Source organism: Promicromonospora xylanilytica (assembly GCF_054782895.1).
The window spans coordinates 1-25271 of sequence record NZ_BAAGRP010000066.1 but is presented as its reverse complement, the minus strand read 5'-3'; the positions used below and the strand labels follow the sequence as shown (position 1 = coordinate 25271).

The 25271-nt window shown below is 70.5% G+C and carries 28 protein-coding genes; 9 read left to right on the top strand and 19 right to left on the bottom strand.

What is annotated here, in order from left to right; translation table 11 throughout:
* Position 1 precedes the first annotated feature (1 nt).
* On the bottom strand, positions 2 to 1240 hold the full coding sequence (locus ACYVK7_RS19310) for an amino acid ABC transporter substrate-binding protein (RefSeq protein ID WP_460889338.1): 1239 nt from the start codon (positions 1238 to 1240) through the stop codon (positions 2 to 4).
* Positions 1241 to 1380: 140 nt separating this feature from the next.
* On the opposite strand from ACYVK7_RS19310, the gene ACYVK7_RS19305 reads away from it, so the two are divergent.
* Positions 1381 to 2415 carry a LacI family DNA-binding transcriptional regulator gene (locus ACYVK7_RS19305; RefSeq protein ID WP_460889337.1) on the top strand — a complete coding sequence of 345 codons (1035 nt, stop codon included), beginning with the start codon at positions 1381 to 1383 and terminating at the stop codon, positions 2413 to 2415.
* Between the two features lie 82 nt (positions 2416 to 2497).
* Here ACYVK7_RS19305 and ACYVK7_RS19300 read toward each other — a convergent pair whose 3' ends face one another.
* The gene (locus ACYVK7_RS19300; protein WP_460889336.1) at positions 2498 to 3337 is read right to left on the bottom strand and encodes an alpha/beta fold hydrolase; all 840 of its coding nucleotides are present in this window, start codon (positions 3335 to 3337) and stop codon (positions 2498 to 2500) included.
* On the bottom strand, positions 3334 to 3846 hold the full coding sequence (locus ACYVK7_RS19295; RefSeq protein WP_460889335.1) for a PadR family transcriptional regulator: 513 nt from the start codon (positions 3844 to 3846) through the stop codon (positions 3334 to 3336). The genes ACYVK7_RS19300 and ACYVK7_RS19295 overlap by 4 nt, the downstream gene beginning before the upstream one ends.
* A gap of 233 nt (positions 3847 to 4079) precedes the next feature.
* Here ACYVK7_RS19295 and ACYVK7_RS19290 point away from each other — a divergent pair, with 233 nt between their 5' ends.
* Positions 4080 to 5489, top strand: coding sequence for an MFS transporter (locus ACYVK7_RS19290; protein WP_460889334.1), 1410 nt, complete (start codon positions 4080 to 4082; stop codon positions 5487 to 5489).
* A gap of 103 nt (positions 5490 to 5592) precedes the next feature.
* On the top strand, positions 5593 to 6873 hold the full coding sequence (locus ACYVK7_RS19285) for an ATP-grasp domain-containing protein (RefSeq protein WP_460889333.1): 1281 nt from the start codon (positions 5593 to 5595) through the stop codon (positions 6871 to 6873).
* 79 nt (positions 6874 to 6952) lie between these two features.
* Here the strand turns inward: ACYVK7_RS19285 and rpmF are convergent, their stop codons facing one another.
* Genes rpmF through rpmB form a run of 6 tightly spaced genes read right to left on the bottom strand, consistent with a single transcriptional unit; the run spans position 6953 to position 8378 of the window.
* Positions 6953 to 7123 (bottom strand): 50S ribosomal protein L32, encoded by a 171-nt coding sequence (gene rpmF / locus ACYVK7_RS19280; protein ID WP_460889332.1) that lies wholly within the window; start codon positions 7121 to 7123, stop codon positions 6953 to 6955.
* 43 nt (positions 7124 to 7166) lie between these two features.
* Entirely contained in the window at positions 7167 to 7334 is a 168-nt protein-coding gene (rpmG, locus tag ACYVK7_RS19275) for a 50S ribosomal protein L33 (RefSeq protein ID WP_253871463.1), read from the bottom strand.
* Positions 7334 to 7645 carry a type B 50S ribosomal protein L31 gene (locus ACYVK7_RS19270; RefSeq protein WP_460889331.1) on the bottom strand — a complete coding sequence of 104 codons (312 nt, stop codon included), beginning with the start codon at positions 7643 to 7645 and terminating at the stop codon, positions 7334 to 7336. The genes rpmG and ACYVK7_RS19270 overlap by 1 nt, the downstream gene beginning before the upstream one ends.
* A gap of 16 nt (positions 7646 to 7661) precedes the next feature.
* Positions 7662 to 7784, bottom strand: coding sequence for a type B 50S ribosomal protein L36 (ykgO, locus tag ACYVK7_RS19265; protein WP_377186050.1), 123 nt, complete (start codon positions 7782 to 7784; stop codon positions 7662 to 7664).
* A 52-nt stretch (positions 7785 to 7836) separates the two neighbouring features.
* Positions 7837 to 8142: a 30S ribosomal protein S14 gene (rpsN, locus tag ACYVK7_RS19260; RefSeq protein WP_460889330.1), complete on the bottom strand. Its 306-nt coding sequence runs from the start codon at positions 8140 to 8142 to the stop codon at positions 7837 to 7839.
* Positions 8142 to 8378 carry a 50S ribosomal protein L28 gene (rpmB, locus tag ACYVK7_RS19255; RefSeq protein WP_460889329.1) on the bottom strand — a complete coding sequence of 79 codons (237 nt, stop codon included), beginning with the start codon at positions 8376 to 8378 and terminating at the stop codon, positions 8142 to 8144. The genes rpsN and rpmB overlap by 1 nt, the downstream gene beginning before the upstream one ends.
* Positions 8379 to 8507: 129 nt before the next feature.
* Here rpmB and ACYVK7_RS19250 point away from each other — a divergent pair, with 129 nt between their 5' ends.
* Positions 8508 to 9662 carry a GTP-binding protein gene (locus tag ACYVK7_RS19250; RefSeq protein WP_460889328.1) on the top strand — a complete coding sequence of 385 codons (1155 nt, stop codon included), beginning with the start codon at positions 8508 to 8510 and terminating at the stop codon, positions 9660 to 9662.
* Positions 9663 to 9729: 67 nt separating this feature from the next.
* On the opposite strand, the gene ACYVK7_RS19245 is transcribed toward ACYVK7_RS19250, so the two are convergent.
* The gene (locus ACYVK7_RS19245; protein ID WP_460889327.1) at positions 9730 to 10245 is read right to left on the bottom strand and encodes a GNAT family N-acetyltransferase; all 516 of its coding nucleotides are present in this window, start codon (positions 10243 to 10245) and stop codon (positions 9730 to 9732) included.
* Positions 10246 to 10504: 259 nt separating this feature from the next.
* On the opposite strand from ACYVK7_RS19245, the gene ACYVK7_RS19240 reads away from it, so the two are divergent.
* Positions 10505 to 10999, top strand: a complete 495-nt coding sequence (locus ACYVK7_RS19240) for an ASCH domain-containing protein (RefSeq protein ID WP_460889326.1) — start codon at positions 10505 to 10507, stop codon at positions 10997 to 10999.
* 128 nt (positions 11000 to 11127) lie between these two features.
* Here the strand turns inward: ACYVK7_RS19240 and ACYVK7_RS19235 are convergent, their stop codons facing one another.
* The 5 genes from ACYVK7_RS19235 to ACYVK7_RS19215 form a co-directional block, all read right to left on the bottom strand.
* A complete protein-coding gene (locus ACYVK7_RS19235; RefSeq protein WP_460889325.1) occupies positions 11128 to 11676 on the bottom strand; it encodes a LamG domain-containing protein in 549 nt (182 codons plus the stop codon).
* 27 nt (positions 11677 to 11703) lie between these two features.
* The gene (locus ACYVK7_RS19230; RefSeq protein WP_460889324.1) at positions 11704 to 13638 is read right to left on the bottom strand and encodes a glycoside hydrolase family 127 protein; all 1935 of its coding nucleotides are present in this window, start codon (positions 13636 to 13638) and stop codon (positions 11704 to 11706) included.
* Positions 13639 to 13912: 274 nt separating this feature from the next.
* Positions 13913 to 14320 carry a VOC family protein gene (locus tag ACYVK7_RS19225; protein ID WP_460889323.1) on the bottom strand — a complete coding sequence of 136 codons (408 nt, stop codon included), beginning with the start codon at positions 14318 to 14320 and terminating at the stop codon, positions 13913 to 13915.
* Positions 14317 to 14835, bottom strand: coding sequence for an SRPBCC family protein (locus ACYVK7_RS19220; protein WP_460889322.1), 519 nt, complete (start codon positions 14833 to 14835; stop codon positions 14317 to 14319). The genes ACYVK7_RS19225 and ACYVK7_RS19220 overlap by 4 nt, the downstream gene beginning before the upstream one ends.
* Positions 14832 to 15257, bottom strand: coding sequence for an ArsR/SmtB family transcription factor (locus tag ACYVK7_RS19215; protein WP_460889321.1), 426 nt, complete (start codon positions 15255 to 15257; stop codon positions 14832 to 14834). The genes ACYVK7_RS19220 and ACYVK7_RS19215 overlap by 4 nt, the downstream gene beginning before the upstream one ends.
* A gap of 333 nt (positions 15258 to 15590) precedes the next feature.
* On the opposite strand from ACYVK7_RS19215, the gene ACYVK7_RS19210 reads away from it, so the two are divergent.
* Positions 15591 to 17141, top strand: coding sequence for an alanine/glycine:cation symporter family protein (locus ACYVK7_RS19210; protein ID WP_460889320.1), 1551 nt, complete (start codon positions 15591 to 15593; stop codon positions 17139 to 17141).
* Between the two features lie 63 nt (positions 17142 to 17204).
* On the opposite strand, the gene ACYVK7_RS19205 is transcribed toward ACYVK7_RS19210, so the two are convergent.
* The 4 genes from ACYVK7_RS19205 to ACYVK7_RS19190 all read right to left on the bottom strand — a co-directional run bounded on the left by ACYVK7_RS19205 (position 17205) and on the right by ACYVK7_RS19190 (position 20782).
* The gene (locus tag ACYVK7_RS19205) at positions 17205 to 19034 is read right to left on the bottom strand and encodes a calcineurin-like phosphoesterase C-terminal domain-containing protein (RefSeq protein ID WP_460889319.1); all 1830 of its coding nucleotides are present in this window, start codon (positions 19032 to 19034) and stop codon (positions 17205 to 17207) included.
* Positions 19035 to 19474: 440 nt separating this feature from the next.
* Positions 19475 to 19642, bottom strand: a complete 168-nt coding sequence (locus ACYVK7_RS19200; protein WP_460889318.1) for a hypothetical protein — start codon at positions 19640 to 19642, stop codon at positions 19475 to 19477.
* A gap of 19 nt (positions 19643 to 19661) precedes the next feature.
* Positions 19662 to 20039 (bottom strand): hypothetical protein, encoded by a 378-nt coding sequence (locus ACYVK7_RS19195; protein WP_460889317.1) that lies wholly within the window; start codon positions 20037 to 20039, stop codon positions 19662 to 19664.
* Positions 20036 to 20782: a polymorphic toxin-type HINT domain-containing protein gene (locus ACYVK7_RS19190; RefSeq protein ID WP_460889316.1), complete on the bottom strand. Its 747-nt coding sequence runs from the start codon at positions 20780 to 20782 to the stop codon at positions 20036 to 20038. The genes ACYVK7_RS19195 and ACYVK7_RS19190 overlap by 4 nt, the downstream gene beginning before the upstream one ends.
* A gap of 144 nt (positions 20783 to 20926) precedes the next feature.
* On the opposite strand from ACYVK7_RS19190, the gene ACYVK7_RS19185 reads away from it, so the two are divergent.
* The 3 genes from ACYVK7_RS19185 (at position 20927) to ggt (ending at position 24868) form a co-directional block, all read left to right on the top strand.
* Positions 20927 to 22189 (top strand): NAD(P)/FAD-dependent oxidoreductase, encoded by a 1263-nt coding sequence (locus ACYVK7_RS19185; RefSeq protein WP_460889315.1) that lies wholly within the window; start codon positions 20927 to 20929, stop codon positions 22187 to 22189.
* A gap of 115 nt (positions 22190 to 22304) precedes the next feature.
* Positions 22305 to 22910 carry a response regulator gene (locus ACYVK7_RS19180; RefSeq protein WP_460889314.1) on the top strand — a complete coding sequence of 202 codons (606 nt, stop codon included), beginning with the start codon at positions 22305 to 22307 and terminating at the stop codon, positions 22908 to 22910.
* A 164-nt stretch (positions 22911 to 23074) separates the two neighbouring features.
* Complete coding sequence (gene ggt, locus ACYVK7_RS19175; protein ID WP_460889313.1) at positions 23075 to 24868, top strand: gamma-glutamyltransferase; 1794 nt, start codon at positions 23075 to 23077, stop codon at positions 24866 to 24868.
* The last annotated feature ends 403 nt before the right edge of the window (positions 24869 to 25271 follow it).

Below are 25271 nucleotides of genomic sequence, written 5' to 3'. Positions count from 1 at the left end.
ATCACCACTCGGGCTTGGGGTGGACGAGGTCGGTGTCCTTGACGTCGTCCGGCAGCACGATCGTGATCTCGCCGTCGACGTACTGCTGGATCAGGTGCGCGCTCTGCGGGCGGCCCTGCGCGTCCCAGCTCAGCGGTCCCACGACGGTCTCGACCTCGTTCTCGTGCAGCCAGTCGACGAGCTGCTGCTGGCACTCGGGCGACGCGTCGGCGCAGCCGACGGCCTCGACCGCGGCAGCCACCACCTGGCCGGTGGTCCAGGCGTTCGCCTCGTCCTCCGCAGGCTCGGCGCCGTGCTCCGCCGTGTACGCCGCCACGAACTCCTCGTTGGAGGGATATGGCGCATCCGGCGTGTAGCCGGTGGGAGCGAGGATGCCCTCGGTCTTGTCGCCGATGGCGGCAGGGAACTCGGCGTTCGTGGGGGCGCCGGAGATGGCCGCCATCTCGGGCTGGTAGCCCTGCTGCTGCAGCGCGACGACGAGGTTGACGCCGTCCTGGTACTGCGACCCGACGACCAGCAGGTCGGCCTCGGAGTCCGCGATCTTCGCCGCTATGCCGCTGAAGTCGGTGGTGTTCGGCGGGTAGACCTCGTCCACGACCACTTCGATGCCCTCCGCGGCCAGCGCGTCACGCAGGCCGTAGGCGGTGCCCTGGGCGAACGGGTCGTCCATGGATGCGACGGCGATCGTCTCGGGCCGTTCGTCCTCCGGCAGGGCGAGGATGTGGTCGGCGAGGTGGTTGTAGTGGTCGTCGGCGATGGCCGGTGCGGCGTAGAACAGGTTGTCGAAGCCCTGCTCGAACACCTCGGCGGCGGCGCCGGCGGGCTCCACGAAGAGGAACCCGTAGTCCTGGGCGACCTGCGCGGCAGGCACCACCAGCCGGGTCGAGAACGGCCCGAAGACCAGGTCGACGCCGTCCTGGTTGATCAGGCGCTCGTAGTCGGAGGCGACCCGGTCGGCGTTGGACTGGTCGTCGACGATGATCAGCTCCACCTGGCGGCCCAGCAGCCCGCCGTTCTCGTTCACGTGTGCTGCCCAGGCCTCGTAGCCGCGCTGCACGCCTTTGCCCGGCTCGGCGAAGTCACCGGTCAGGGGGAGGGAGACGCCGATGACTATGGGGTCGTCGGGGCCCGCGGACTCCCCGCCCTCGCCGCCCTGGTCGGGGCTGGCCAAGCAGGCGGACAGGGTCAGCGCCGTGGTCGCGGCGACAGCCGCTACCGTCAGGCGTCGGGTTGCTCTCATGGTCCACTCCTTTGTGGCAAGCGCTTCCGTAACCGCTTACGGCACTCTAGGAACCTGGGACGCTTGGTGACAAGGGTCTTGGCCCGATCCATAAGTTCTGTGCACCATCCGTGGCGAACCATCCGTGGCGAGGAGGCCTCATGCCGAAGCACACCGCCGGGCTGCGCCTGATCGATGTCGCCGACCAGGCAGGCGTGTCGATCGCGACCGCCTCACGCGCGCTCTCCGGGGCGGCCGGGGTTTCCGAGGAACTGGCCGAGCGCGTGCGCACCGTGGCTGCCGACCTGGGCTACGTGGCGAACGTGCATGCTCGCTCGCTCGCCAGCGGCGCCAGCCCGGGCGTGGGGCTCGTGGTGCACGAGATCGGTGACCCGTACTTCGCCGAGATCTCCAGCGGCGTGCTGGAGGTCGCGAGCACGCACGGGCGCATGGTGCAGATCTGCCACACCGGTCGGGACCCGTTCACCGAGGTGGCGCAGCTGCGGGCGCTCGTGAACGCCCGCGTCGGGATCATCGTCGTGGCCGGCTCCGGGCACCTGGACCGCGAGATCCAGGCCCGGATGAAGGCCGAGGTGCAGGGCTTCGAGGCGGCCGGCGGGCGCGTCGCCGTCATCGGGCGCCATCCCCAGCTGGGGGTCGATGCCGTGGTCCCTGCCAACGTCGAGGGTGGCCGTGCGATCGCCGAGCACCTGCTCCAGCTCGGGCACCGGCGCATCGGTGTCACGGCCGGGGCGCGGGGGCTGGCGACGATGGCCGACCGGCTCGCCGGCGTCGAGCAGGCGCTCGGCGCGTACGGCCTGACGCTGCGCGACCTGCCCGTGGTCGAGGCGGAGTTCACGCTCGAGGGCGGCAAGGAGGCCGCCCGCCGCATCCTCGACGAGCACCCGGACGTCACGGCCATCCTCGCGCTCAACGACGACATGGCCGTCGGCGTGCTGTCGGTGCTGGGGGAGCGGGGCATGGCGGTTCCCGGTGATGTCTCGGTCACCGGGTTCGACGACGTGAGCGTGGCCGGCCACCTGTCGCCCGCGCTGACGACGGTGCGCCTGCCGATGAAGGAGATGGGACGCCAGGCGCTCGAGCTCGCGCTGCTGCCGCGGGCCGCGCGCGCCCGGCGCCGGACGGCGGAGCAGCAGCTGATGGTGCGGGCCTCGACGGCGCGGGTGCGGGGCTGAGGCTCCGGGTGCGAGGACGCAGGGGTGCTCCCGAGCGGGACCGGCGGGGGAGACACCAGGGCGTCTGACACCGGCGTCCGGCTCAGACGCCGGCGTCCGTGGCTCTGTGTCGCGGTGCCGGCTCGACCGGGAGCAGGGCAGGGGACGGCTCGGCCGTCGTCAGCCAGTGGGCCAGGACGTCGTGGAACAGCTCGGGGTCCTCGGCGCTCCAGACGTGGTGCATACCGGGTGCCAGCCGGGCGACGGCATGGGGCGCGCGGGAGACGATGTCGTCGAGCGCTCGGTGTACGGTCCGCGGCTCCTTCTCGCCGGCGATCGCGAGCATCGGTGCCCGGAGGTCACGGAGCCCGTCCAGGTCGGCGGCCGGGACGCCGTCGTAGACCTGGGTCATCATCCGGCGGGCGGAGTCGCGGTCGATGCCGAGGCCCGTCGAGACGAACGCGTCGACCGAGTCGGCGGGCAGGCGGAACGCTCGGGCGAGACCGTTCCAGTACCCCGGACTCGACCAGAACGACACCTGAGCCAGCCCGCTCCAGCGGGTGAGCCGCCCGACGCCGCGCAGCGCGGCGCCCGTCACGAGCGCGCTGCGGACGACGCCGGGATGGCGGGCGGCGAGCAGTGTCCCGAGGACACCGCCGAGGGACAGCCCGACCACGTGAGCGCGTCCGTCGTGGGCCCGGCTGCGGACGAGGTCGGCCAGGTCGTCGGTCACCGCCGTGAGATCGGTCCAGGGCCGGCCGGCCGAGGCGCCGAAGCCGGGCAGGTCAGGGACCAGCGCGTGATGGTCCGCGAGCGCTGCCGCCTGCTCGGTCCACATCCAGCCCGCGACGTTCCCGCCGTGCAGGAACAGGACCGACTCGCCGGCATCGGGGCGCTGCTCGGCAACGTAGATGCTCGCGGGGCGGTTCGTCGCGGGGCTCACAGGGCGGCCTCCAGCTCGTCGAGCCACGTGAGCTCGGCCTGGACCTCAAGGATGCCCTTGCGCAGCGTCGCCGACCGGAGCCGGGCGGACAGGTCGCCGTCGGCCACCGGGATGTCCTCCAGCGTGGCGAGCAGGCGGCGGGCCGCGTCCCTGCGCTCCGCGAGGAGCGCGCGGACCAGGTCGGGGTCGTTCTCCCGGCCGACGAGGAAGAGTCGTCCGAGGAACGGTTCCCGAGGCTTCTCGTCGGGCAGCGGGGACCGGAGCCAGGCCGCGAGCGAGGCCCGGCCCTCGTCGGTGAGCCGGTGCTCGCGGCGGTCCGGCCTGCCGGGCTGCGGGATGACCCGGACGGCGACGAGGCCGTCGCGTTCCAGGCGGGCGAGCGTGCGGTAGATCTGGGCCTGGTCGGCCGACCAGAAGTGCGCGACGGTGCCGTCGAACGTCTTCTTGAGGTCGTAGCCGGTCATCGGTTTCAGGTCCAGCAGGCCGAGGATCAGGGCGTCGAGTGCCATGACTCATACTCTACAACACATATATGAGACGCCGCATATATGGAAGGGTGAATCGGTCGGCCGTGACACCGTTCGCGCAGGCAACTATGTAGGCTGCGGACATCCCCTCGCCGCCGGCGCAGCCCGTGCTGCGCCTCCGCGGGCGCACGGACCCGACCCTGTCGAAGGAACGTCTGTCACCCATGAGATCTCGTTTCCCACCCGGCCGTCAGGATCGCTCCCGGCTCACACGCGTGCCCAGGCCGGGCGTGGTGATCGCGGTCCTCGCGTTCGCCGGGATGGGGGCGTCGTTCATGCAGACGATCCTGCTGCCGATCCAGTCCGAGCTTCCGCTCCTGCTGGACGAGTCGCGTGACGTGACCGCCTGGGCCGTCACGGTGACCCTGCTGGTCGCGGCGATCTGCACGCCCATATCGGGGCGTCTCGGCGACATGTACGGCAAGAAGACGGTGGCGCTCGTGCTGCTCGGCCTGCTCGTGCTGGGCTCCGTCGTCGCCGCGCTGTCGCCGTCCGTCGCGTTCCTCATCGCCGGGCGGGGGCTGCAGGGCATGGGTATGGGCGTGATCCCGCTCGGCATCTCGATCCTGCGCGATGTGCTGCACAAGGAGCGGCTCGGCTCGGGCATCGCGATGGTCAGTGCGACGCTCGGTGTCGGCGGCGCCGTCGGCCTGCCGATCAGCGCGTTCGTGACCGAACGTTATGACTGGCACGTGATGTTCTGGGTGGCGTCAGCGATCGGGCTCCTCGCGCTCGCGCTGGTGGCCTGGGTGGTGCCGGTCAGCACGATGCGCGCCGGCGGCACGCTCGACGTCGTCGGCGTGATCGGCCTGGCCGTCGGTCTGACCGGGGTGCTGCTCGCGGTCTCCCGCGGGAACGACTGGGGCTGGGGCTCGCCACGCACGCTCGGGCTCCTGCTCGGCGGCGTGGCCGTCCTCCTCGTGTGGGGCTGGTACGAGCTGCGGGTCGAGTCGCCCCTGGTGGACCTCCGGGTCACCGCGCGCGGCACCGTGCTGTTCACCAACCTGGCCTCGATCGCGATGGGCTTCGCGCTGTTCGCGTCGCAGGTCGTGTTCCCGCAGCTGCTCGAGCTGCCTGCCGGCGGTGGCGGGCTGGGGCTCACCCTGATGCAGGCGAGCCTGATCCTCATGCCGGCCGGCCTGGCGATGCTCGCCATGTCGCCCGTCGCGGGCCGGCTCGAGCACCGCTTCGGTCCCAAGCCGCTGCTCGCGTCGGGCGCGGCCATCATCGCGCTCTCCTACGTGATCGCCGTCGTCGTGGACCTGGAGGTGTGGCACGTCCTGGTGGTCAACACCGTGCTCGGCATCGGCATCGGCCTGGGGTTCGCGGCCATGCCCGCCCTGATCATGCAGGTCGTGCCGGCACGCGAGACCGGCGCGGCGAACGGGTTGAACACCCTGATGCGGTCCCTCGGCACGACGTCGGCCGCCGCCGTCGTGGGCGGGGTGCTCGCCGCGGGAGGTGCTGAGCTGGACGGCGTGCCGGTGCCCTCCGACGACGCGTTCCGCACGGCGCTGCTGCTCGGCCTGCTCGCGGCCGTGGTGTGCACGGTGCTGGCGCTGCTCATCCCGCGGCCGAGGCTGGGCGAGGACGAGCGGCCGTCGCTGCCGGACGGGGTCCTGTAGCGAACGGCGCAGCGCAGGCCGTCCGTGGACAAGAACCTCCACGCGATCCGTGGCAGGCTGGGCGGCATGTTGAGAACGACTATCGTTCGCGAGGCGTCCTGACGTGGCCGACCTGCTGATGATCGAGAGCTGGCTCCAGTCCACCGGCCTGATGCTCCCGCCCCTCCTGCGCGACGGCGGCCACCGCTACGTGCTGGTGACCCGCGACCCTGACCTGTACCGCCTGCCCGGCGGTGCGCCGCACCCGGTGCTGGCGCTCGCCGCCGAGGTGGTCGTCGCCGAGACCAACGACGACGCCGCGCTGCTCGCGGCCGTGCGCGCGGTCGCCGCCCGGCGGCAGGTCGACGGCGTGCTGACGACCTGCGACTACTACCTGCCGGCGGTCGCGCTGGTCGCCGAGGCGCTGGGGCTGCCCGGCGCGCCCGCCGACGCGCTGCGCACCGCCACCCGCAAGCACCTGGTGCGCCGGGCGCTGGCCGCCGGGGGAGTGCCGGACGTGCCGTTCGCGGTGGCCGCGACCTGGGACCAGGCGCACAAGGCGGCCGCCGACCTCGGCTACCCGCTCGTGGTCAAGCCGGTCGACATGAACTCCGGGACCGGTGTGCGCAAGGTGACCGACGAGGCCGGGCTGGCCATGGCCTTCGCCGCGGCGACCGGGCCGGAGCGCAACACGAGGGACCAGCCGCTCGAACGGCTGGCGCTGCTCGAACGGGTCCTGGACGGCTCCGAGTACAGCGTCGAGTCCGTGACCCGGGACGGCGTCACGCGAGTGCTGGGCATCACGGCCAAGTCGGTCGCCGAGCCCGTCGGCGAAGCCGGTTCCGGGTTCGTCGAGTCGGGGCACCTGTTCCCGGCCCCGCTCGCGCCGCACGAGAGCGAGGCGATAGAGCGGCACGTCGTGGCGGTGCTGGGCGCCGTGGGGCTCACCCACGGGATCAGCCACACGGAGGTGCGGATGACCGCCGGCGGGCCGAGACTCATCGAGCTGAACCCGCGCCAGGGCGGCGGCTACATCTTCGAGCTGGTGCGCCTGGTGACGGGCTTCAACCCGCTGCAGGTCCTGGTGGACCTGGCGCTCGGTCGCGAGCCTGCGCCGGGTCCGGCGGTCGCCTCGAGCGCAGCGGTCACGTTCCTGCTGCCGCCGTCCGACGGCGTGGTGCGCGAGGTCCGGGGCGCGCAGCGCCTGGCCGACGACGACCGCGTGCTCAGCCACGAGACGCCGTCGGCCGGCCGGGTGGTGCGGCCGGGGGACAACAACGAGCGGATCGGCCACGTCCTGGTCGCTGACCCGACCGGCGGCGAGGCGAAGGCCTGGTCCGACGCCCTGGCGGCAAGCCTGGACATCGTCGTGGGCGCGACCGTTGCGGCCGGAACCGACGCATAGCCGCAACGATCGCACCCACGACGAACGCCCCGGCGCTGTGCGCGCCGGGGCGTCGTTCGCTCCGCGGTGAACGGGCGGGTCAGTCCGGAACGACCAGTCCGCGCCGGACGGCGGGAACCAGCCGGGCCGGGACCATGACCTGGCGCCCGTCCACGGTGGTCGCCGGAACGAGCTCAGGAACCTTTGCCTTCCACTGCGAGCGCCGCGACCGGGTGTTCGACCGGGACATCTTTCTCTTGGGGACCGCCATCGCGGCCTCCTTCCTCTCGGCGCTCCGTCGAGGAGCGCTGCGGTCAGCGCTCCTCGCGGAAGTCCACGTGCTTGCGGGCCACGGGGTCGAACTTGCGCAGGACGAGCCGGTCGGGGTCGTTACGCCGGTTCTTGCGGGTCACGTAGGTGAAGCCGGTGCCCGCCGTCGAGCGCAGCTTGATGATCGGCCGGAGGTCGACGCGTGAGGCCATCAGTTACCACCCTTGCTGTCGTCGGTGTTGCTGTTGGTGCCGCCGTGCTTGGCGTAGCGCTGCCGGAACTTCTCGACGCGCCCCGCCGTGTCGACCACGCGCGCCGAGCCGGTCCAGAACGGGTGGCTCGCGCTGCTGATCTCGACGTCGACCACGGGGTAGGTGTTGCCGTCGGACCACTCGATGGTGGCCGACGGGCGCCCGGGTCCCGAGTCCGTGTCGGCCGCGAGCGTGGAGCGGGTGAGGAACGTGAATCCTGCGCTCGCGTCCCGGAACACCACGGGGCCGTAGGTGGGGTGGATGTTCTTCATGACTGGCTCCTTCCGCTCAGCCCTGGCGCGCCTTCCAGCGCGGGTTGAGCTTGTTGATCACGAACGTCTTGCCGTGCCGGCGCACTACCTTCGCGCCGGGCTTGCTCTTCAGGGACCGCAGGGACGCGCGAACCTTCATGTGCCACTCCTTCGATGTTGAACCTGACGCCGGGCGGCTCGTCGGCGAGTGGTCACCAGCTGGACTTCGTCACGCCGGGCAGCTCGCCCCGGTGCGCCATGTCGCGCAGCCGGATGCGGGACAGGCCGAACTTGCGCGAGTACGCGCGGGGCCTGCCGTCCACGACGTCGCGGTTGCGCAGCCTGGTCGGGCTGGCGTCGCGGGGCTGCTTGGCCAGCTCGCTGACGGCGGCGGCGCGCACCGTCGGGTGCAGCTCCAGGTTCCGGATGATGCCGCGCAGCTCGGCGCGTCGCTCGGCGTACCGGGCGACCACCTCGCGGCGCCGGGCGTCGGCGGCGATCTTGGACTTCTTGGCCATCAGACCTTCTCCCCTCGGGCGAGGATCTGGGCCACGACCACGTCGATGCCCCGGCGATCGATGGTCTTGATGCCCTTGGCACTCACGCGCAGCGTGACGTTGCGGCCGAGCGACGGGACCCAGTATCGCTTCTTCTGGATGTTCGGGTCGAACCGGCGCTTGGTACGCACGTGGGAGTGCGAGACCGAGTGGCCGAACCCCGGCACGGTGCCCAGCACCTGGCATCTGGCTGACACATGACCTCCTGCTGTTGCGACGGCGACGTGGCCGCCGCGTGTGAGAACGGTTCTCATAACGCGCTACAGTGAACCAGAACTGAGAACGGTTATCAATAATTCCCGGCCGTGCCGGGGCGAGGAGGCACCATGCACCCCACCGCAAACACCAGCGGAACCATCCCCGTGAGCGTCCTGGCCGGCAGCGATCCCGTGCTCCGCGACTCCGCACTCTTCGGCCTCCTCATGGACGCCCCCGGAGTCGTCGCCGTACGGCACGACATCCACCCCGACCACCTCCGACGCGTCGTCCTCGACGCCACCGGCGTGCTCGACGACGTGCTCGTACCGCTCGAGCACGCCTGCCTCTCCTGCGCCGTCCGCGAGGACGCCGTGCCGACCATCGCCCGCCTCGCCCACGACGGCCGCTGGGACCACGTGCTGCTCGCCCTCCCCGTCAGCGCCGAACCCCTGCCCGCCGCCCGCGCCCTCGCGGCCGCGACCGCGCCCGGCGAGACGCTCGCGCACACCCGCGTCGCCGCCTCCGTCGCCCTTGTCGACCTCGGCACGCTCCAACAGGACCTCTTCGGCGACGACACCCTCGTCGAACGCGGCCTCGAGCTCACCGCCGACGACGAACGCTCGGTCGGGGAGGCGCTCGCGGCGCAGATCGAGCAGGCGGACCTGGTCGTGACGAGCTCGCCGCCGGACGAGTGGTCCGCGACGACGTCAGGCCTGCTGGACCGGCTGCGCGGAGCCGGGACGCGGCGCGTGGACGGGCTGCACGCCCTGTCGGCGCACGACCTCGCCACCGCCACTCACTCACCCTCCCGCGCCGAGCGCCGAGCTCATCCCCTGGGCGCGCGCCTGGTCACGGGCCCGGGCGGAGCGCCCGGCGACCGGAGCTGGACGCTCGAGCTGCGCTCACCGCTGCCGTTCCACCCGGAGCGACTGCTGGACCGCATCGAGGACCTGAGCTCGGGCGGGCTGCGGGCCAGGGGCGTCTTCCACGTCGCCGACCGACCCGGCTTGGCGTGCCTGTGGGACGGCGCGGGCGGGCAGCTGGCGGTCGCGGACCTCGGCCCGTGGTCGGAGGTGTGCGCGGGGACCGCGCCGCACACCCGCATCGTGGTGGTCGGGGTCGCCGACGACCGGGGCGCGGGCCCGGGACTCCAGGACGACCGACAGCGGCTGCGCGAGGCGTTCCACGCCGCGCTGTGCACGCCCGAGGAGGTGGCCGCGGGCGTCGAGTGGCTGTGGCGCGAGGACCACCTGGCCCCGTGGCTGGGCGCCAGAACCGTCTGACCCGTTGAGTGCTGGGTTCTTGCCCCTCGGAGGCGTTCCGAGGGGCAAGAACCCAGCACTCAACGGATCAGCGTGGGCAGAGGTAGGCGGCCGTTCGCGGTCGGACGCCGGCCGGGTCGGTCCAGCTCGCCGGACCCGCGGCCACTCGTGTCCAGCCGAGCCGCTCGTACAGACGGATCGCCGGGCCGCCGTCGTCCACGACGTCGAGCACCAGGCGGCGCCCGCGCCGGGCGGGTGCGTCCTCGACCCGTTCCAGGAGGGTGGCGGCCACTCGCCCGCCGCGGGCCGCGGGCGTGACGAACAGTCGGCTCACGCCGGCGAGCCCCGTCATGGCGACGCCGGCGGCCACCGCCAGCTCGGCGGCGAACTCGACCTTCGCGCCGTCGACGAGCATGACGTGGCCCACGATCTCGCCGTCGGCCAGGGCCACCCACCCGTCGATGGTGCCGGGAGGCCTGAGCCAGGCGGTCGGATCGTCCGGCCAGACCATCGGATAGCCGTCGTGCTCATGGACCAGCCGCAGCGCGTCCGCCACCCGGTCGAGGTGGGCGGCGTGGCGCGGGGCGATCATGAGGTCGGGCACGGGCTCAAGGTATCCGACGGCGGAGGCGCTGGGGCTCGGCTGTCCGGGTGCGGACGGCGTGCTCCGGTGCCCGACCATTTTTGGTGTCTGACATGGGGTTTTCGTCTAGCCTGACTCATGAGGAATGCCGTACATGTCGGGTGTCAGCGCTGCCGGAGGTGCCCCCGGCCGGCGGCCTCGCGGATCGCCGTCCGGTAGCCCTCCGGCATGGCCAGGGCCACAGCCTCGTCCGGCGTGACCAGGACGGAGCGCCGTCATCGTGTCGACGATAGCCGTGCTCCCGGGGAACCGGGGCGTCATGCCGCCGTGCGGGCGCTGCCGCCAGGTGCTGCTCGACCAGCAGCCGGACAGCCGCGTCATCGTGCCGGACGGCGGTGCTGCGTCATCCGTCCCGGCCCGCGAGCTGCTCCCGTACCCGTCCCAGCACCCTGACGCGAAGCCGCCTCGCCTGCTGCGGTTCTCCCCGGGCCACTGGCAGAACGTGATCGACGGCGTCAAGACCGCCACCACCCGGTTCAACGACCCCGCGGCGCCGGGGCCGGCCACGCTCCTGTTCGAGTTCGACGACCGGTACCGGTCCCTGCCCGGGGTGGTCGACTCCGTCGAGCAGGTCCGGTTCGCCGACATCACCGACGCCCAGGCGGCGCTGGAGGGGTGCACGGCCGACGAGCTGCGCGGCGCCCTGCGGACCTCCTACTACCCCGACGTCGTCGACGACGACGTGGTCGACTTCGTGCGGTTCCGGGTCGCCTGAGCCGACCCGGTTCAGCAGGCTCCAGAGGACCGTTACCGAGGTCGTTCCGGTCCCCTGCAGCCTGCTGAACCAAGGTCAGGAGTGGCCTCGGAGAGAGCACCACCTACCGCCGGCCGGTCACCCGTAGGTCAGCGGTTCCCCCTGTTCGTTCCGCTGAAGAGTGCCTGGACAGCGGCATCGTCCAGTGCGCGTCCGAAGACGCGGAGGTCGTCCACCGCCCCGGTCAGGTACGGGTGCTTGGGGCTCTGGGACTTGCCGAGATAGTTGTGCTGGGTGGCGCCGAGCAGCAACGGGGACATCTGCAACGCCGCGTTGTGACCTCGCAGCGAGCCGTCGAGGTAGAACTTTCCGCCGTCCGGGCCGAGGGTGACGGCGGCGTGCGTCCATCGCCCCTCGGGCAAGGGTCCGTCGGCGTCGATGAAGTCCTCGCGCTCCATGCCGGAGAGCTTGAGGGCGACGCGGGCCCGGTTGGCTCCGGTGCGCACGTTGAGGAAGAAGTAGCTGTTCGGGTTGAACCCGAAGTTGAAGACGTGCGAGTTGTTGACGAGCACGTCCACCCGGGTCCAGAGCGAGACGGTGAGCTCCTGGAGCCCCGACAGCAGCCCTTCCGGCAGGCGGACGTGGCTGCCTGTGCCGTCGAGCAGGACGGCGTTCCCGTCGCCGCGCGGCTCGCGCACCGCGCCGTCGACGAGCTCGGCATCCGCTCATCGGCGTCGTGCCTCGCGCGCCGCGCCGTCGCGCTCGTCGAAGCCGTAGCTCGCGATGACCTTCGGGCCCTGCTTCTTGGGCGGGACCGCCCAGTACACGTTGTAGTGCTCGTGGTGCACGTCAAGGAACGGTGAGAGCACCACCCGTCGTCCGCCGACGTCGAGGGTGTAGTCGTGGCCGCCGCGCGGCAGCAGGGTACCGGGCTCGACGACCGGGATCGTCGGCAGGGGGTCGGTGCCCATCCGGCCGGCCAGCACCAGCGGGCCATAGGTGGCGGCCTGCACCGCCGGGTTGTCCGGCGCGGCCAGCCAGGTGACGTCCATGGGGAGCCGGACCTCGACGCGGTCACCGCGCTGCCAGGAACGCTCGACCGTGACGTAGCTTCCGCCGGCAGACCGTGCTTCGACGCGGCCGTTGACCTGCACGACCGCTGCGTTGCGCCCCCGGACCCAGGAGGGGATGCGGAGCTTGATCGCGAACCGGCCGGAGGTCTCGACGTCGAGCACCACCTGTTCGTCGTACGGGTAGCTCGTCCGCAGGCGCAGGGTGCCGTCACGCCAGCGCAGCTCGGAGGGGATGTAGAGGTTGACCCAGACGGCGTCGGGCTCGGTGAAGTAGATGCTGTCCGCGAACTTCGTGTGCGTCTCCATGCCGGACCCGTGGTCGCAGGAGAAGTTGCCGTGGTCGCTGCTGTAGGAACCGGGGGCGTTGTCCAGGCCCTCCTTGCCCTTGCGGCTCGAGGTGGAGGACAGCCCGGTGTAGTACGTGACGAAGCCGTGCTCCGAGTCGGGATCCTGCTCACCGAGCATCTGGTTCAGCAGCGTCCACTCGATGTAGTCCATGTAGTCGGAACGCCGGGGGTCGAGCAGGAACAGACGCCGCGAGAGCTTGATCATGTTGTAGCTGTTGCAGTTCTCGCAGGAGTTCTCGCCCAGGAAGCTCGCGACCTGGTCGGGTTCGCCGAAGAACTCCGCGTTGCTGTTCCCGCCGATGACGTAGCTGTGGTGGTGGACCACCTGGTCCCAGAAGAACGACGCGATCTTGCGGTAGCGCGTGTCGCCCGTCGCCACGTACTCAGCGACGGCGCCGACCGCCTTGGGGATGTCGGTGTTGGCGTGGCGGCCGCTGAGCACGTCGCGCCCCTCGGCGAGCGGGTCGTAGAACACCGCCTCGTCGAAGAGCTGCGCGAGCCGGAGGTGGTCGGGGTTCTTCGTGATGGCGTGGAGATCCGCCAGCGACTCGTTCATCCCGCCGAACTCGATCTTCAGCACCCGCTGCCGGTGGTCGTCCGCCAGGGGAGTCATGCGCGCGTCGACCCAGGACGCGATCCCTTCGGCGACCGCCAGCGCCTGCTCGTCCTGCAGGTGGACGTACTGGTCCACGAGACCGGCAAGGATCTTGTGGATCGTGTAATACGGCGCCCAGAAGTTGCGGCCGGCCTCGATGCCGACGAACGCCTCCTCAGGGAACGCCGAGAGGTAGCCGGGCGTGTAGCCGGCTGCGGGACTCGCGGCCTGGCACGCGGCGAGCTCTGCGACCAGGTAGCGGCTCTTGGCGGCCAGCTCGGCGTCGCCGGTGTTGGCGGCGGCGAACGCCAGCCCGGACAGGAGGTGTCCGGTCGAGTGCCCACGGAGCTGCACGTCCGGGGCTTCCCAGCCACCCAGGGGCTCCGCGGAGCTCGGCAGCCCCACATTGGTCCGGAACGTGTGCAGCATGCGGTCCGGGTCGATGAACCGCAGGTACGCGACGGTGCGTTCCATGTTCTGCCGGTAGCGGCTGTCGAGCAGCGCCACGTCACGCAGCGACACCTCGGAGAGCTGGCCGGAAGGCATCACCGGCCCGCCGGGACGCGGGGAGCCGGCGCTGTCGCGGCCGAGGGCCGAGGCCGGCGCGGACGTCAGGGCGATCGCCGCGGCGGCGAGACCTCCCACCTGCAGAATCTGTCGCCGATCAGGTCCGGACCGGGTGGGCAGAACACCATGCATGCTGGCTCCTTCGTCGTTGAAGAGAAACATCGCCATCGATGTGAGCGCTAACATACGGTCCCGGTCCGCCGGACCGCAAATGGGCTCCGGTGCCGGGGTCGGCGTGATACGTCTCGCGAGGACCCTGCCCCGACGGCGCGTGCGGTCCGCGGACCTGGCTCCGGGCCGTCGGGGCGGCCTCGGGCCTGCCCTGCTCCACGTCAGGGTGATGTGGGGCGGTTCACGGGCGGGTCGAGATCTGCTGGACCGCCCACGCGTTGCCGTCGGGGTCGTTGAAGTAGCAGAACCCCACGTTGTCGAGGGGGTCCGGCGTGGGCGCCGGGTTCGCTCCGAGCACCTGGACGTCGGACACCTCCACGCCCTGTCCGGCGAGCTCGGCCCGGGCCTTGGCGACGTCGCTGACGACGAGCTGCAGGCCCTTGAGCGACCCTGGCGGCATCGGCGGCACCACCCCCTCGCCGATGACGATCGAGCAGCCCGATCCGGGCGGGGTCAGCTGCACGACGCGCTGGCCGTCGCCGATCCTCGTGTCGTGGTCGACGTGGAAGCCGACCTTGTCGCTGTAGAACTCCTTGGCACGGTCGACGTCGGACACCGGGACGACGACGACTTCGAGTGTCCACTTCATGGTTGCTCCTCCTGCGGGTGGGTGACTTGCTGTTGCGTGAGCTCGGTGAGGGCCGCGTCGAGCCGGTCGTACGACTGGCCGACCCCTCGGGTCATCGGGTAGCGGAGCGTGATCTCGCGGGCCTCCGGGGACGGGTAGCGCAAGCGCGTCTCCAGCGTTGTCGCCCCGGCGTGCTCGGTGAGGCTGTGCGCGACCAGGGTCTCGCCGGGGTAGGACTGGTCGTCGAACACCTCGGTGCAGACGAGTCGCGACGGCCGGACGATCTCGCGGTACGTCCCCGACTGGGCCATCTCGGCGCCGTCGGGGCCGCGGGACACGAACCGCCAGCGACCGCCCACTCGTAGGTCGACCGTGCAGTCGACGAGGTGCCACCCACGGGCGCCGTACCAGCGGGTCAGCAGGTGCGGCACGGTCAACGCGTCGAAGACCAGGCCGGCCGGAGCGGCGAAGGCTCGCGACATCACGATCTCGCGGTCACCCGGTGCGGTGACGTGCAGGCGTCCGTCCGCTCTCACGGCCGGCCGTCCCGCGGGGGAGCGGCGCGCTCCTCGTCCGCTGCTCGGGAAGTGTCATTGGTGGGCCCGGCGTCGTTCGCCGGGCCGGCGTCGGCCGTGAGGTCGGCGAGCAGCGCGTCGAGCTGCCGGTAGCTCTCGTCCCAGTAGTCGCGGTAGTTCGCCAGCCACGCGGTGGCGTCCCGCAAGGGCCCCGCATCGAGCCGGCACGGCCGGCGCTGTGCCTCGCGGCTCCGGGTGACCAGTCCTGCCCGCTCCAGCACCTTCAGGTGCTTCGAGACGGCGGGCTGGCTGATGGCGAAGGGTGCGGCCAGCTCCGTGACCGTCGCATCGCTCACGGCGAGCCGGGCCACGATGGCACGCCGCGTGGGGTCGGCGAGGGCGGCGAACGTGGCGTCGAGCCGTTCAGTGGTCGCCGTGCTCATAACCAACCAGTTTCATAACCATATGGTGATGGTTGCGCGGCGCCGTCCGTCCTGTCAAGGCCGTGCCGGCCGGTCCGTGGTTCTTGGGAGACGGTCCGCCCGGCGCGCGGCCGGCCCGAAGTCATCGGACCGTCCAGGTCAGGTCATGTCACGGTCATGCACGAACCGAAATTCACCTTCGACCCCGGGTGACCCGCTAGTGTGCCGCCATTGCTGGTTCGTGACCGCGCTCACAGGTCGCTCGCTGCCACGGGTGGGGCGTGCGCGTGTGTCGTCGCGGACACGCTGGTCTGCGCGCGTGCGCGTGTCCAAATATTCCTACCCAGGAGAACCATGAGCTTCGCCGAAAGCATCGTCACCGCGAACGAGCTGATCTGGTCGATCCCGCTGATCGCCCTCTGTCTGCTCGCCGGTCTGTACTTCTCCCTCCGCACCGGGTTCCTCCAGATCCGGCACCTTCCCGACATGCTCAACCAGCTCAAGAAGGGCAAGGAGTCGGAGGAAGGCACGTCCTCGTTCCAGTCGCTGATGATGTCGCTCGCCGGTCGCGTGGGGATGGGCAACATCGGCGGTGTCGCCACGGCGATCGCCTTCGGTGGCCCCGGCGCTGTGTTCTGGATGTGGACCTCCGCCTTCCTCGGCGCCGCCACCTCGTTCATCGAGTGCACGCTCGGTCAGATCTACAAGGAGAAGGACCCGGACACCGGTGAGTACCGCGGTGGCCCGGCGTACTACTTCGAGAAGGCGTACAAGCACAAGGCGCGCGGCCTGTCCCTGACCTACGGGATCATCTTCGCGGTCGTCACGATCCTCGCGATGAGCTTCTTCCTGCCGGGCGTCCAGGCCAACGGCATGGCTTCGGCCATCGACAACGCCTGGAACATCCCCACCTGGGTCACCGCGATCGGCCTGGTGATCCTGCTGGGCTTCATCGTCATCGGCGGCGTCAAGCGCATCGCGCACTTCGCGGTGGTCGTGGTCCCCGCCATGGCCCTGCTCTACATCCTCATCGCGGTCGTCGTGTTCTTCATGAACTTCAGCGACATCCCCCGCGTGTTCGAGCTGATCTTCGCCAGCGCCTTCGGCGTGCAGCCGGTGTTCGGGGCGATCCTCGGCCTCGCCGTCAAGTGGGGCGTGCAGCGCGGCATCTACTCCAACGAGGCCGGCCAGGGCACCGGGCCCCACGCGGCCGCGGCCGCCGAGGTCTCGCACCCGGCCAAGCAGGGCTTCGCGCAGTCCTTCGCGGTGTACGTCGACACGCTGTTCGTCTGCTCCGCCACCGCGTTCATCATCATCTCGACCGGTATGTTCAACTCCTTCTCCGGCGAGAGCTGGCCCAGCGACGTGATCTACGAGGGCCACGGCGGTCTGAGCGCCGACGTCGAGCCGGGGCCGGGCTTCGTGCAGCAGGGCCTGGACTCGGTGTTCCCGGGCGCCGGCCCGACCTTCATCGCGATCGCCCTCTCGTTCTTCGTGTTCACCACGATCGTGGCGTACTACTACATGGCCGAGACCAACCTCACCTACCTCACCCGCAAGATGAAGAACCGCCTTGCGGCGCGGGGCATGCAGCGGGCGCTGCAGGCGCTCGTGCTGGTCTCGGTCGCCTACGGCGCCGTGACGACCGCCGGCTCGGCCTGGGGGCTCGGGGACATCGGTGTGGGGTCGATGGCCTGGCTGAACATCGTCGGCATCCTGTTCCTCCAGGGCCCCGCCCTGAAGGCGCTCAAGGACTTCCGGGAGCAGAAGCGGCAGGGCCTCGACCCGCAGTTCGACCCGCGGCGGCTCGGCATCGAGAACGCGACGTTCTGGGAGCTGCGCGCCGACAAGCTCCAGGTCGGGGCCGGCGGGGAGACGCCCGAGAAGCAGCTCGACCGCGACTGACGATCCGGCCGAGTGCCGTGACCACCTCGGCGCCGCCACCGGCGACGCCGAGGTGGTCGGCGGTTACTCGGTGACCTCGAACGTCAGCGACTCGGTGAACTGCCGCCCGTGCACGTCCGTGGCGGTCACCTCGGCCGTGTGCTCACCGACGGTCAGGTCGGCGGGCAGCTCCAGGCGCCACAGGTGCATGGTCCGCTCCACGAGGCCACCACCGTGGGGCAGCGTCTCCAGGTTGGCCGTCGGGTCGGACCACTCGGCGCCGATCCGCACGTCCTCGCCCCGCAGCTGCTGGGTGCGCTCGGCCTCGACGGAGTGCCCGCCGTCGACCCGCACCTCGACCGTCGAGCCGGTGGAGCCCATCCAGAAGTTGGTGGTCAGCCAGGTCTCGGCCAGCTCGCCCCGAGAGACGGTGAACGGCTCGGCCAGCTCGGGCGCCGACCCGACCTTGCTCCTGTTCGCGGTGAACCAGTCGCGGTACCGGGGGGTGTTCAGCCCGAGAGCGAGCTGGTGGGAGCCGTCGTCACCGCGGACGGTGTAGCGCTCCGTGATCTCCGTGTTCTTGATGTCCAGGGTCAGCACACCGGGAGGCGTCCCGTCCCGCTGCACGGAGGTGGGGTAGCCGGCGTCGAGCTGGCGGCCGGCGTACCAGTGACCCGAGACGGCCCCGACGGTGAGGTGCGTGAACGGGAGACCGTCCTCGCCCAGCAGGTCCTTCCACCCCGCCATCAGGTCGCCCTCGCGCAGGTTCTCCGACATGTGGGTGTGCCCGCCGAGCGAGATGACCTCGCGGCCCTCGAGGATGTCGTAGATCTCCCGCAGCTGCTTGGTGCGGTGCGAGTCGCTGTACCAGAACTCCAGCAGGGGGCTGTGCCCGGCCAGCACGATGGCACGGTCCTCGGGCACCGCCGCGATGTCGTTGCGCAGCCACTCCAGCTGGCGCTCACCGAGACCGTAGGTGTACCTGCTGGTGGTGCCCGGGTACTCGATCGTGCTCAGCGCCACGACGTGGGCCTTGCCGGCGTCGTACGAGAAGTACTCCGGGCCGAGCTGGGCACGGAAGGTGTCGAAGTTGTGCTCCCGCGCGGGGGAGTCGAAGTCGAGGTCGTGGTTGCCGGGCAGGAACCGGGCGGGACCGTTGAGCGTCGCGGTCAGGTCGCGGGTCTCGTCGAACATCGACAGGTCGTCGCCCACCACGTCACCGATGAAGAGGACGCCGCAGCCGGCGTAGTCGTCCCGCTCGGCCAGGTCGGCGAAGACGCCTGCCCTGGCGTACTCGGCCTCCTTCGGGTTGTACGTCTGAACGTCGGCACCGATCGCGCAGTGCTGCTCGGGTGTGCGCGTCTCCGTGCTGGCGGTGAGCGGGAAGTTCAGCTCGTCCGGCACGGGGCCGGTGGGCTCCAGGCCGCCGTAGCGCAGCTCCGGGGAGCCGGCCGGCAGGTGGTGGTAGTGGAACTGGGCCACGTTGTCGTCGTCGACCGGCACCTGGTAGCCGCGCGGCTGGGTGACGAAGACCGTCATGTTGTCCTCGACCGGCAGCTCGTAGCGGCCCTGACGGTCGGTGGTGGTCACCGCGCGGCCGTTGGACACCGTGACGCCGGCGAGCCCGCGCTCGCCCCGGTCCTGCGCCGAGCTGCGGTTCCTGTCGACGAAGACCGTGCCCGTGACGGTCTTCCGGTCCGTGTCGGACCCCTCGACGACGTCGACGCCGCCGCGGTAGGCGGTCTCGTTCCAGCCCTCCGTGGCCGACGACGCCTCCGGGGCCGTGCTGTTCGCGGGTGCGGCACTGCTGGCCACCGGTGCCAGCAGGGCGCCGGAGAGCGTGACGACCAGGGCGCCGACGGTCAACCGCGCCGAACGCGGGGAGCGGGTACGTGATCCAGGTACCGGATTCACAGAGATCTCCTCGATGTAGCGACGCCGACCCGTACGGCCGGCAGGTCGCACTCTGGCGATCACGTGTGAACCGCACCCGGCTTTCTGTTGAGTGCTGGGTGAATTCGGCCTGTCCCGGGGGCGGTGGGTCGCTGAACTCCAGGAACGTGGCGTCCAGCCCTCCGCGGCCGCGGGGCCATGAACGGATGCTCAGGCATGGAGGAGGCGACCGCACCACGGTGGTCTCGGCGGCTGTGCGTACGAACACCTCCACGACTGGCTCCGGCTCATCGGCCTCGGCCTCGGCCTCGGTCTCGGTCTCGGTCTCGAGGTTATGAACCCAGAATTCATCCCTGACCTGGATCTCCTCGAACGTCCTTGAGTGTGCCGAAGCTGTCCGCCTGCGCGAGCCCGGCTCGATCAGTTACTTCGGAGCTCGGCCTCTACCGGGACGCGATCGCTCAGTTCTCCTGCAAGTCTTCGAGGCCTGGTGCAGAGATCTCGGAGACCGTATTGATCTGCGACTCGAGCGCCGCTTCCGAAGCTTCGCGGGCGATCATCGAGTCGAGGGTTCGGCTGAGTATGGCGGCGAACTCGGGGTCGAGCGGAAAACGCCTTGGACGTTTCATGGCGGCGTTCCATGAGGTGTCACAGTTCAACGATCGCGATCCCTTGAGAGATCGCTTCGATCTTTCGGTCGCCTTCCCAGAGCACCTCGATGCTCGCGCGGCCTTCCTCTTCTTGGCCGATCCTCACGAGCGCAACCTCACCAAGTCCCCAGTTGATCGATTCGGGGGAGCTGATCATCTGCTCAGTAAGGCCGCCCTGAAGGAGCAGTCTGTGCACACCGTCGAGTTCGATCCGCACTCGTCGCTCATGGCCAGTTCCGCTCGCAGCTCCGACAGGGATGAGGAACAAGAGGTCCACGCTGAACCCGAAGTTCCGCGTCGTCAGGTCCGTGAGGATCGCCTCTTCGAGGCCGGACATCGACTCGAGTCGGTTTGCCGCTTCGTCTACCCCGGTCATGTGGATACAACTCCGATCTGATGAGTCTGTCCAGGGGCGGCAACGTTCCCGAACTCGTCACGGTAGTTACCGAACCCGTTACGTGCCCGGATGTCCCAGGCGCCGTTCCTGCGCATGACGCGGACTTTCTCCCCGCTGCTGTTCCGGAAGAGGTATCCCTTCTTGTTCTTCGCGAGCTCCTGTGTGAATCCGTCGCGCTTGAGCGTGTCACGGATGCTGATGATCGGCTTTCCGCGGACCGATCCATCCGCAAAAAGATCCTTCATGCCCTTGGAAGCCTTCTGAATCCCCTTCGGAAGCTTCCCGTGGTTGTTGTGGACCAGGATGGGTGTGTCGCCGGCGTGGACGTAGTAGTTGTGGTTGTTCTCGACGTGGAGGTTGTAGACGTTCTCGATGTCGGCCAGGTCGCGTTCCTCGACGGCGATCGCGTCCAGGATGGTGGCGCCGTCGGGGGTGATCAGCACGTCACCGGGGCGCAGGTTCCCTGCCATCTGCCAGCCACGGCCCTCGACCATGAACGGGTACTCCGCCGTGGTGGACACGGTCGCACCGTTGATCGTCAGGTGGTAGAGCGCCAGGGTCTGGTGGACGAAGGTCTCGGCGACCAGCTGCAGCTCGTCCAGCCATGTGACCAGGTTGCGGGTCCAGACCTTGTCGCCGACCCGGATGTCCTCGATGGGCTTGGTGCCGTCCGCGGTCAGGAGGTGCCGGCCACGAAGCAGGCACCGAACCCGAGCTTGCACCACCCCTTGCTCATCGCGTTCCGGAACCCACCCGACCTCGCGATCCCCTTCGCGAGCCCGGTCGCGGCCTTCGCCGCACCCCGTCGAAGATCTCCCTCCTGAGGGAGGAGGCGCGGACCGGAACCTGGTATCTACGGTCGGAGCATGGAGTCCCGCAGCGCCCTGCCGCGCGTCCGCCGCGTCGACTGCGTCGTCGTCGGCGCGGGCGTCGTGGGAGCGACCATCACCCAACAGCTCGCCCGCCGCGGCGTCCGGGTCGCACTGATCGACAGTGCGCCCGGGATCGGCGGCGGCTGCTCCTACGCGAACGCCGCGATCGTGGCACCCCACCACGTGACGCCCCTGGCGACGCCCGCACTGCTCCGCGAGGCCCCGGTCCAGATGCTCCGCCGACCGCCGGCCGTGCGGATGCAGCCCGATCCGAGCATCCTGCCGTGGGCCGGGAGCCTGGTGGCGTCCGCCGCTCCTCGGCGCGCCCACCTGGCCGGGGAGCGGTTGAGCAGGCTGGCGGCCGAGAGCACCCGGCTCCACTGCAGGCTGGCCGACGAGGGCCTCAGCCCGACGCTGCGCAAGACGGGGGCCATCGACGTCTATCTCCGCCCACCGCGTCGCCGTCGTGCCGACCTGCTCTCCTTCGAACGGCTGCGAGCCATCGAACCGTCGTTGGCGCCGGTCGCTGCGGGAACCCACGACGCCGAGGAGTGGACGTTGGAGAGCCGCAGCTACGTCAAGGCCATGCTGGACGACGCGACCCGTCAGGGCGCCGACGTCTTCTTCGGCATGTCGGCCGAGCGGTTGCTGACGGAGCACGGGCGGGTCGTGGGGGTCGCGACGGACGGGACGACCCTCATCGCCGACCACGTGATCCTCGCGGCCGGGCTCGGGTCAGCGACGCTGGCGGCTCAGGCCGGCCTGCATCTTCCGCTACGCGGTGGCCGGGGCTACGTCATCGACGTCGCTGCCGGTGACCACGCCCCGACGATGCCCGTTCGCATCAAGGAGCACCGCGTCGTCGTGACGCCGCTCGCTGACCGCGTCCGCGTGTGCGGATCCATCGAGTTCGGGGACGAGCGCAGACCGATGGATCCGGGCCGGGCGGAAGCGCTGAAGTCCGTGGCCGCACGTGTGCTCCCCGGGCTGGAGCGCGCCGTCGTCATCGACCGCTGGGCGGGCGAGCGGCCGTGCACCCCGGACGGAGTGCCGGTCATCGGCCGGTCGAGGACGGTGGAGAACCTCTCGGTCGCCACCGGGCACGGGATGTGGGGAATGATCCTGGCCCCGGTCACGGCCCGGATGATCACCGACGCCGTCGTCGACGGCGTCGAGCCGGCCGACGACGCGTGGCTGGGCCCGGACCGGTACGACGGCCGGCTGATGAGGTACGGCCGCGCGCTGCGCACCGCCTGATCCCTCCTCACGGCCGGGTCGTCGCTCGAGCGCGAAGCAACCGTGCAGGGGCTATGCTCCGGCGAGCAGCACGAGGGCCTGATCCAGAGAGAGGGCACAGGATATGAACGCTCGGATGCGAGTCCTGTTGGTCGAGGACCACCCCGTGGTGCTGCACGGCCTGCGTGCCATCTGCACCGACAACCCCACGATCGACGTCGTGGGGGACGCCGCGACCGCGGCCGAGGCCCTGCGGTGCGCTCGTGAGCTGCAGCCGGACGTGGTGGTCGTCCCGGTCAGGCTCGGGGGCACCCGGAGCGGCATCGAGCTCTGCCGGTCGATCAAGAGCGTGTGCGGCGCACGGGTGGTCGTCTTCACGTCCTTCACCAGGACGGTCGACGTCCAGGTCGCGATGCTGGCCGGCGCCGACGCACTGATCAGCAAGACCGCACCCAGCGACGTCTTCATCGGTGCCCTCCAGCAGGTGAGGGCCGGTCGGCAGGCGCTGTTCGTGGGGACGGGCCCGACGCCTCAGGTCGCCGCGGCGAGCTTCGACGCTGTGGAACCGCTCACCGAGCGTGAGGAGGAGATCCTGGGCCTGGTCGTCGACGGACTCACCAACCCGGAGATCGCGGCACGTCTGACGATCGAGGTGTCGACGGTCAAGACCCATATGCGCAGCGTTCTTCGCAAGCTGCGGGTCGATACCCGGCGGGATCTGCTCGCCGAGCTGGCCCAGTGACTCGACTCCAGGACCCAGGCGTCCACGAACACCGGCACAGCGCCGGCGCATCCTCCTTCCGGGAGGATCTTTCGGCGTCGTCACGCATCTAGGTTCTTCTCCAACGTGGAGAGCCGAGGCCCTCACCTCGTGATCAGCTCGCCACCCGCCGGAGAGGGGAACCCATGCGAGTTCGATCGAGGAGAGGCCTGGGCGCACTGACCACGGCCGTGGCCCTGGCCGCCACGGCCGCGGCACCGGTGGCCGCGCTGCAACAGGCCGTTCCGGAGGCAGCGACCCTTCCAGAGGCGGTGACCACCGCTCAGGAGATGGTGGTGACCGCTAACCCGCTGGCGACCAGAGCGGGCGAGCAGGTGCTGCGCAACGGCGGGACCGCCGCCGACGCGGCCGTCGCGGCCCAGATGGTGCTCGGCCTGGTCGAACCGCAGTCCAGCGGCCTGGGCGGTGGCGCGTTCGTCGTGTGGCACGACGGCGCGAGTGGCGAGGTCACCACCTACGACGGCCGGGAGAAAGCGCCGCTGGCAGCGACCGAGGACCGGTTCGCCGGGCTGTCGTTCACCGACGCCTGGCAGAGCGGGCTGTCGGCCGGCGTGCCGGGCACGCCCGCCCTGATGGAGGAGATCCATACCCGGCACGGCGAGCTGCCGTGGCAGCGGCTGTTCGCGCCGGGGCTGCGTCTGGCGCTGGGCGGCTACGAGATGACCGACCGGACCGCCGCCCTGGTCGACTCCTACCTGGCCGAGAACGACAGCTGCAGCGACCGCCTCTTCTTTCGCGACCCGGTGGCGTTCGAGTACTTCACCAACGGGTCCGAGACCGACTGCGCGGCCAAGCCCGGCGGCACCCGGATGCGCAACCCCGACTACGCGGACACGCTCAGGACGCTGCGCGACGAGGGCGCGGAGGGCTTCTACAGCGGCGCCCTGGCCGAGGCGGTCGTCGAGGCGGTGCAGGAGGACCCGCACCTCCCCGGCGACATGACGCTGGAAGACCTGGCCGGCTACGAGGTGGCCGAGCGGTCGCCGGTGTGCAGCGACTACCGCGGCCACGAGGTCTGCGGCATGGGCCCGCCGTCCTCCGGCGCGTTGGCGGTCGGGCAGATGCTGGGCATCCTCGAGCACTTCGACCTCGGCGACGACCCGCTCAGCCCCGACGCGGTGCACCTGTTCACCCAGGCCGGGCGGCTCGCCTTCGCCGACCGCAACCTCTACGTGGGCGACGCCGACTTCGTGACCGTGCCGGCCGAGGGCATGCTCGACCCGGACTACCTCGCCGAGCGGGCCCGGCTGATCACCGACGAGGACATGGGTACCGCCGAGCCAGGCGTCCCGCCGGGGGAGTTCGACCCGACGGCGCCGCAGACCGAGTCGAACGAGTCGGGTACCAGCCAGGTCTCGGTCGTCGACCGGTACGGCAACGCCCTGTCGATGACCACGACCGTCGAGAGCGGCTTCGGCAACGGAGTCATGGTCGACGGCGGCGGGTTCCTGCTCAACAACGAGCTGACCGACTTCTCGTTCGCCGCGGCCGACGCCGAGGGCACACCGATCGCCAACCGTGTGCAGCCGGGCAAGCGTCCGCGCAGCTCGATGTCGCCGACGATCGTGCGCGACGCCGACGGCGGGCTGGAGCTGGTCACGGGCTCCCCGGGCGGCTCCCGGATCATCGGCTACACCGCCCAGTCGATCGTCAACGTGCTCGACTTCGGGCTGGATCCGCAGCAGGCGATCAACGTGCCGCACGTCCAGAACAACAACGGCTCGACCGCGCTGGAGCCGCCGATCCCTGGCGTCACGCTGGACTACGACGTGGCGGCACTGCGGGCCGCGCTGGAGGCTCGCGGCCATCCCGTCACGGTGACGGAGCAGGCCAGCGGGCTGAGCGTCATCCAGGTGACCTCGGACGGGCTGGTGGGCGGGGCCGACTACCGGCGGGACGGGAGTATCGGGGGGCGGTGAGGTTCTGGTGGCCGGCTGAGCGTGACGGGGCGGGGGCTGCGTGATGGCGGTCCCCGCCCCCACGCTCGGACTGGACCTGAGTTCGTCCAGAGTCAGTGCGAGACCGACTGGTTGCAGGGGGAGAGGGTGGAGCGGCTGGTATTTCACGGTGTTGATGCCTGCGGCCTGGGCGACCTGTTCGAGCTACCCAACGGGACAGGGGTCGCGGCGAAGCAGGAAGGCGAGCGGAGCAGTCACAGCAGATCTTCGTAATCGGCGGCTGTGACGGTCTGGCCAAACTCTCTCGACAGCTCTCCTGACACCACTCGTGCCACGCCGAGCACCCAGGGCCCCGGCAAAGTCATGACTGTAGGAGTGCGTGGATGGGCCGGTCGATGTCTCTGGCGTGATGGCGCAGGGCTTG

What these genes read in the sequence shown, in the direction of transcription:
- ACYVK7_RS19215 (WP_460889321.1), bottom strand. Translation starts at nt 15,257, where the DNA reads ATGAGCACGGCGACCACTGAACGGCTCGACGCCACGTTCGCCGCCCTC.
- ACYVK7_RS19180 (WP_460889314.1), top strand. Translation starts at nt 22,305, where the DNA reads ATGCGAGTCCTGTTGGTCGAGGACCACCCCGTGGTGCTGCACGGCCTG.
- ACYVK7_RS19200 (WP_460889318.1), bottom strand. Translation starts at nt 19,642, where the DNA reads ATGAAACGTCCAAGGCGTTTTCCGCTCGACCCCGAGTTCGCCGCCATA.
- ACYVK7_RS19305 (WP_460889337.1), top strand. Translation starts at nt 1,381, where the DNA reads ATGCCGAAGCACACCGCCGGGCTGCGCCTGATCGATGTCGCCGACCAG.
- ACYVK7_RS19250 (WP_460889328.1), top strand. Translation starts at nt 8,508, where the DNA reads ATGCACCCCACCGCAAACACCAGCGGAACCATCCCCGTGAGCGTCCTG.
- rpmF (WP_460889332.1), bottom strand. Translation starts at nt 7,123, where the DNA reads ATGGCGGTCCCCAAGAGAAAGATGTCCCGGTCGAACACCCGGTCGCGG.
- ykgO (WP_377186050.1), bottom strand. Translation starts at nt 7,784, where the DNA reads ATGAAGGTTCGCGCGTCCCTGCGGTCCCTGAAGAGCAAGCCCGGCGCG.
- ACYVK7_RS19295 (WP_460889335.1), bottom strand. Translation starts at nt 3,846, where the DNA reads ATGGCACTCGACGCCCTGATCCTCGGCCTGCTGGACCTGAAACCGATG.
- rpsN (WP_460889330.1), bottom strand. Translation starts at nt 8,142, where the DNA reads ATGGCCAAGAAGTCCAAGATCGCCGCCGACGCCCGGCGCCGCGAGGTG.
- ACYVK7_RS19195 (WP_460889317.1), bottom strand. Translation starts at nt 20,039, where the DNA reads ATGACCGGGGTAGACGAAGCGGCAAACCGACTCGAGTCGATGTCCGGC.
- ACYVK7_RS19210 (WP_460889320.1), top strand. Translation starts at nt 15,591, where the DNA reads ATGAGCTTCGCCGAAAGCATCGTCACCGCGAACGAGCTGATCTGGTCG.
- ACYVK7_RS19185 (WP_460889315.1), top strand. Translation starts at nt 20,927, where the DNA reads ATGGAGTCCCGCAGCGCCCTGCCGCGCGTCCGCCGCGTCGACTGCGTC.
- ACYVK7_RS19310 (WP_460889338.1), bottom strand. Translation starts at nt 1,240, where the DNA reads ATGAGAGCAACCCGACGCCTGACGGTAGCGGCTGTCGCCGCGACCACG.
- ACYVK7_RS19270 (WP_460889331.1), bottom strand. Translation starts at nt 7,645, where the DNA reads ATGAAGAACATCCACCCCACCTACGGCCCCGTGGTGTTCCGGGACGCG.
- ggt (WP_460889313.1), top strand. Translation starts at nt 23,075, where the DNA reads ATGCGAGTTCGATCGAGGAGAGGCCTGGGCGCACTGACCACGGCCGTG.
- ACYVK7_RS19225 (WP_460889323.1), bottom strand. Translation starts at nt 14,320, where the DNA reads ATGAAGTGGACACTCGAAGTCGTCGTCGTCCCGGTGTCCGACGTCGAC.
- rpmG (WP_253871463.1), bottom strand. Translation starts at nt 7,334, where the DNA reads ATGGCCTCACGCGTCGACCTCCGGCCGATCATCAAGCTGCGCTCGACG.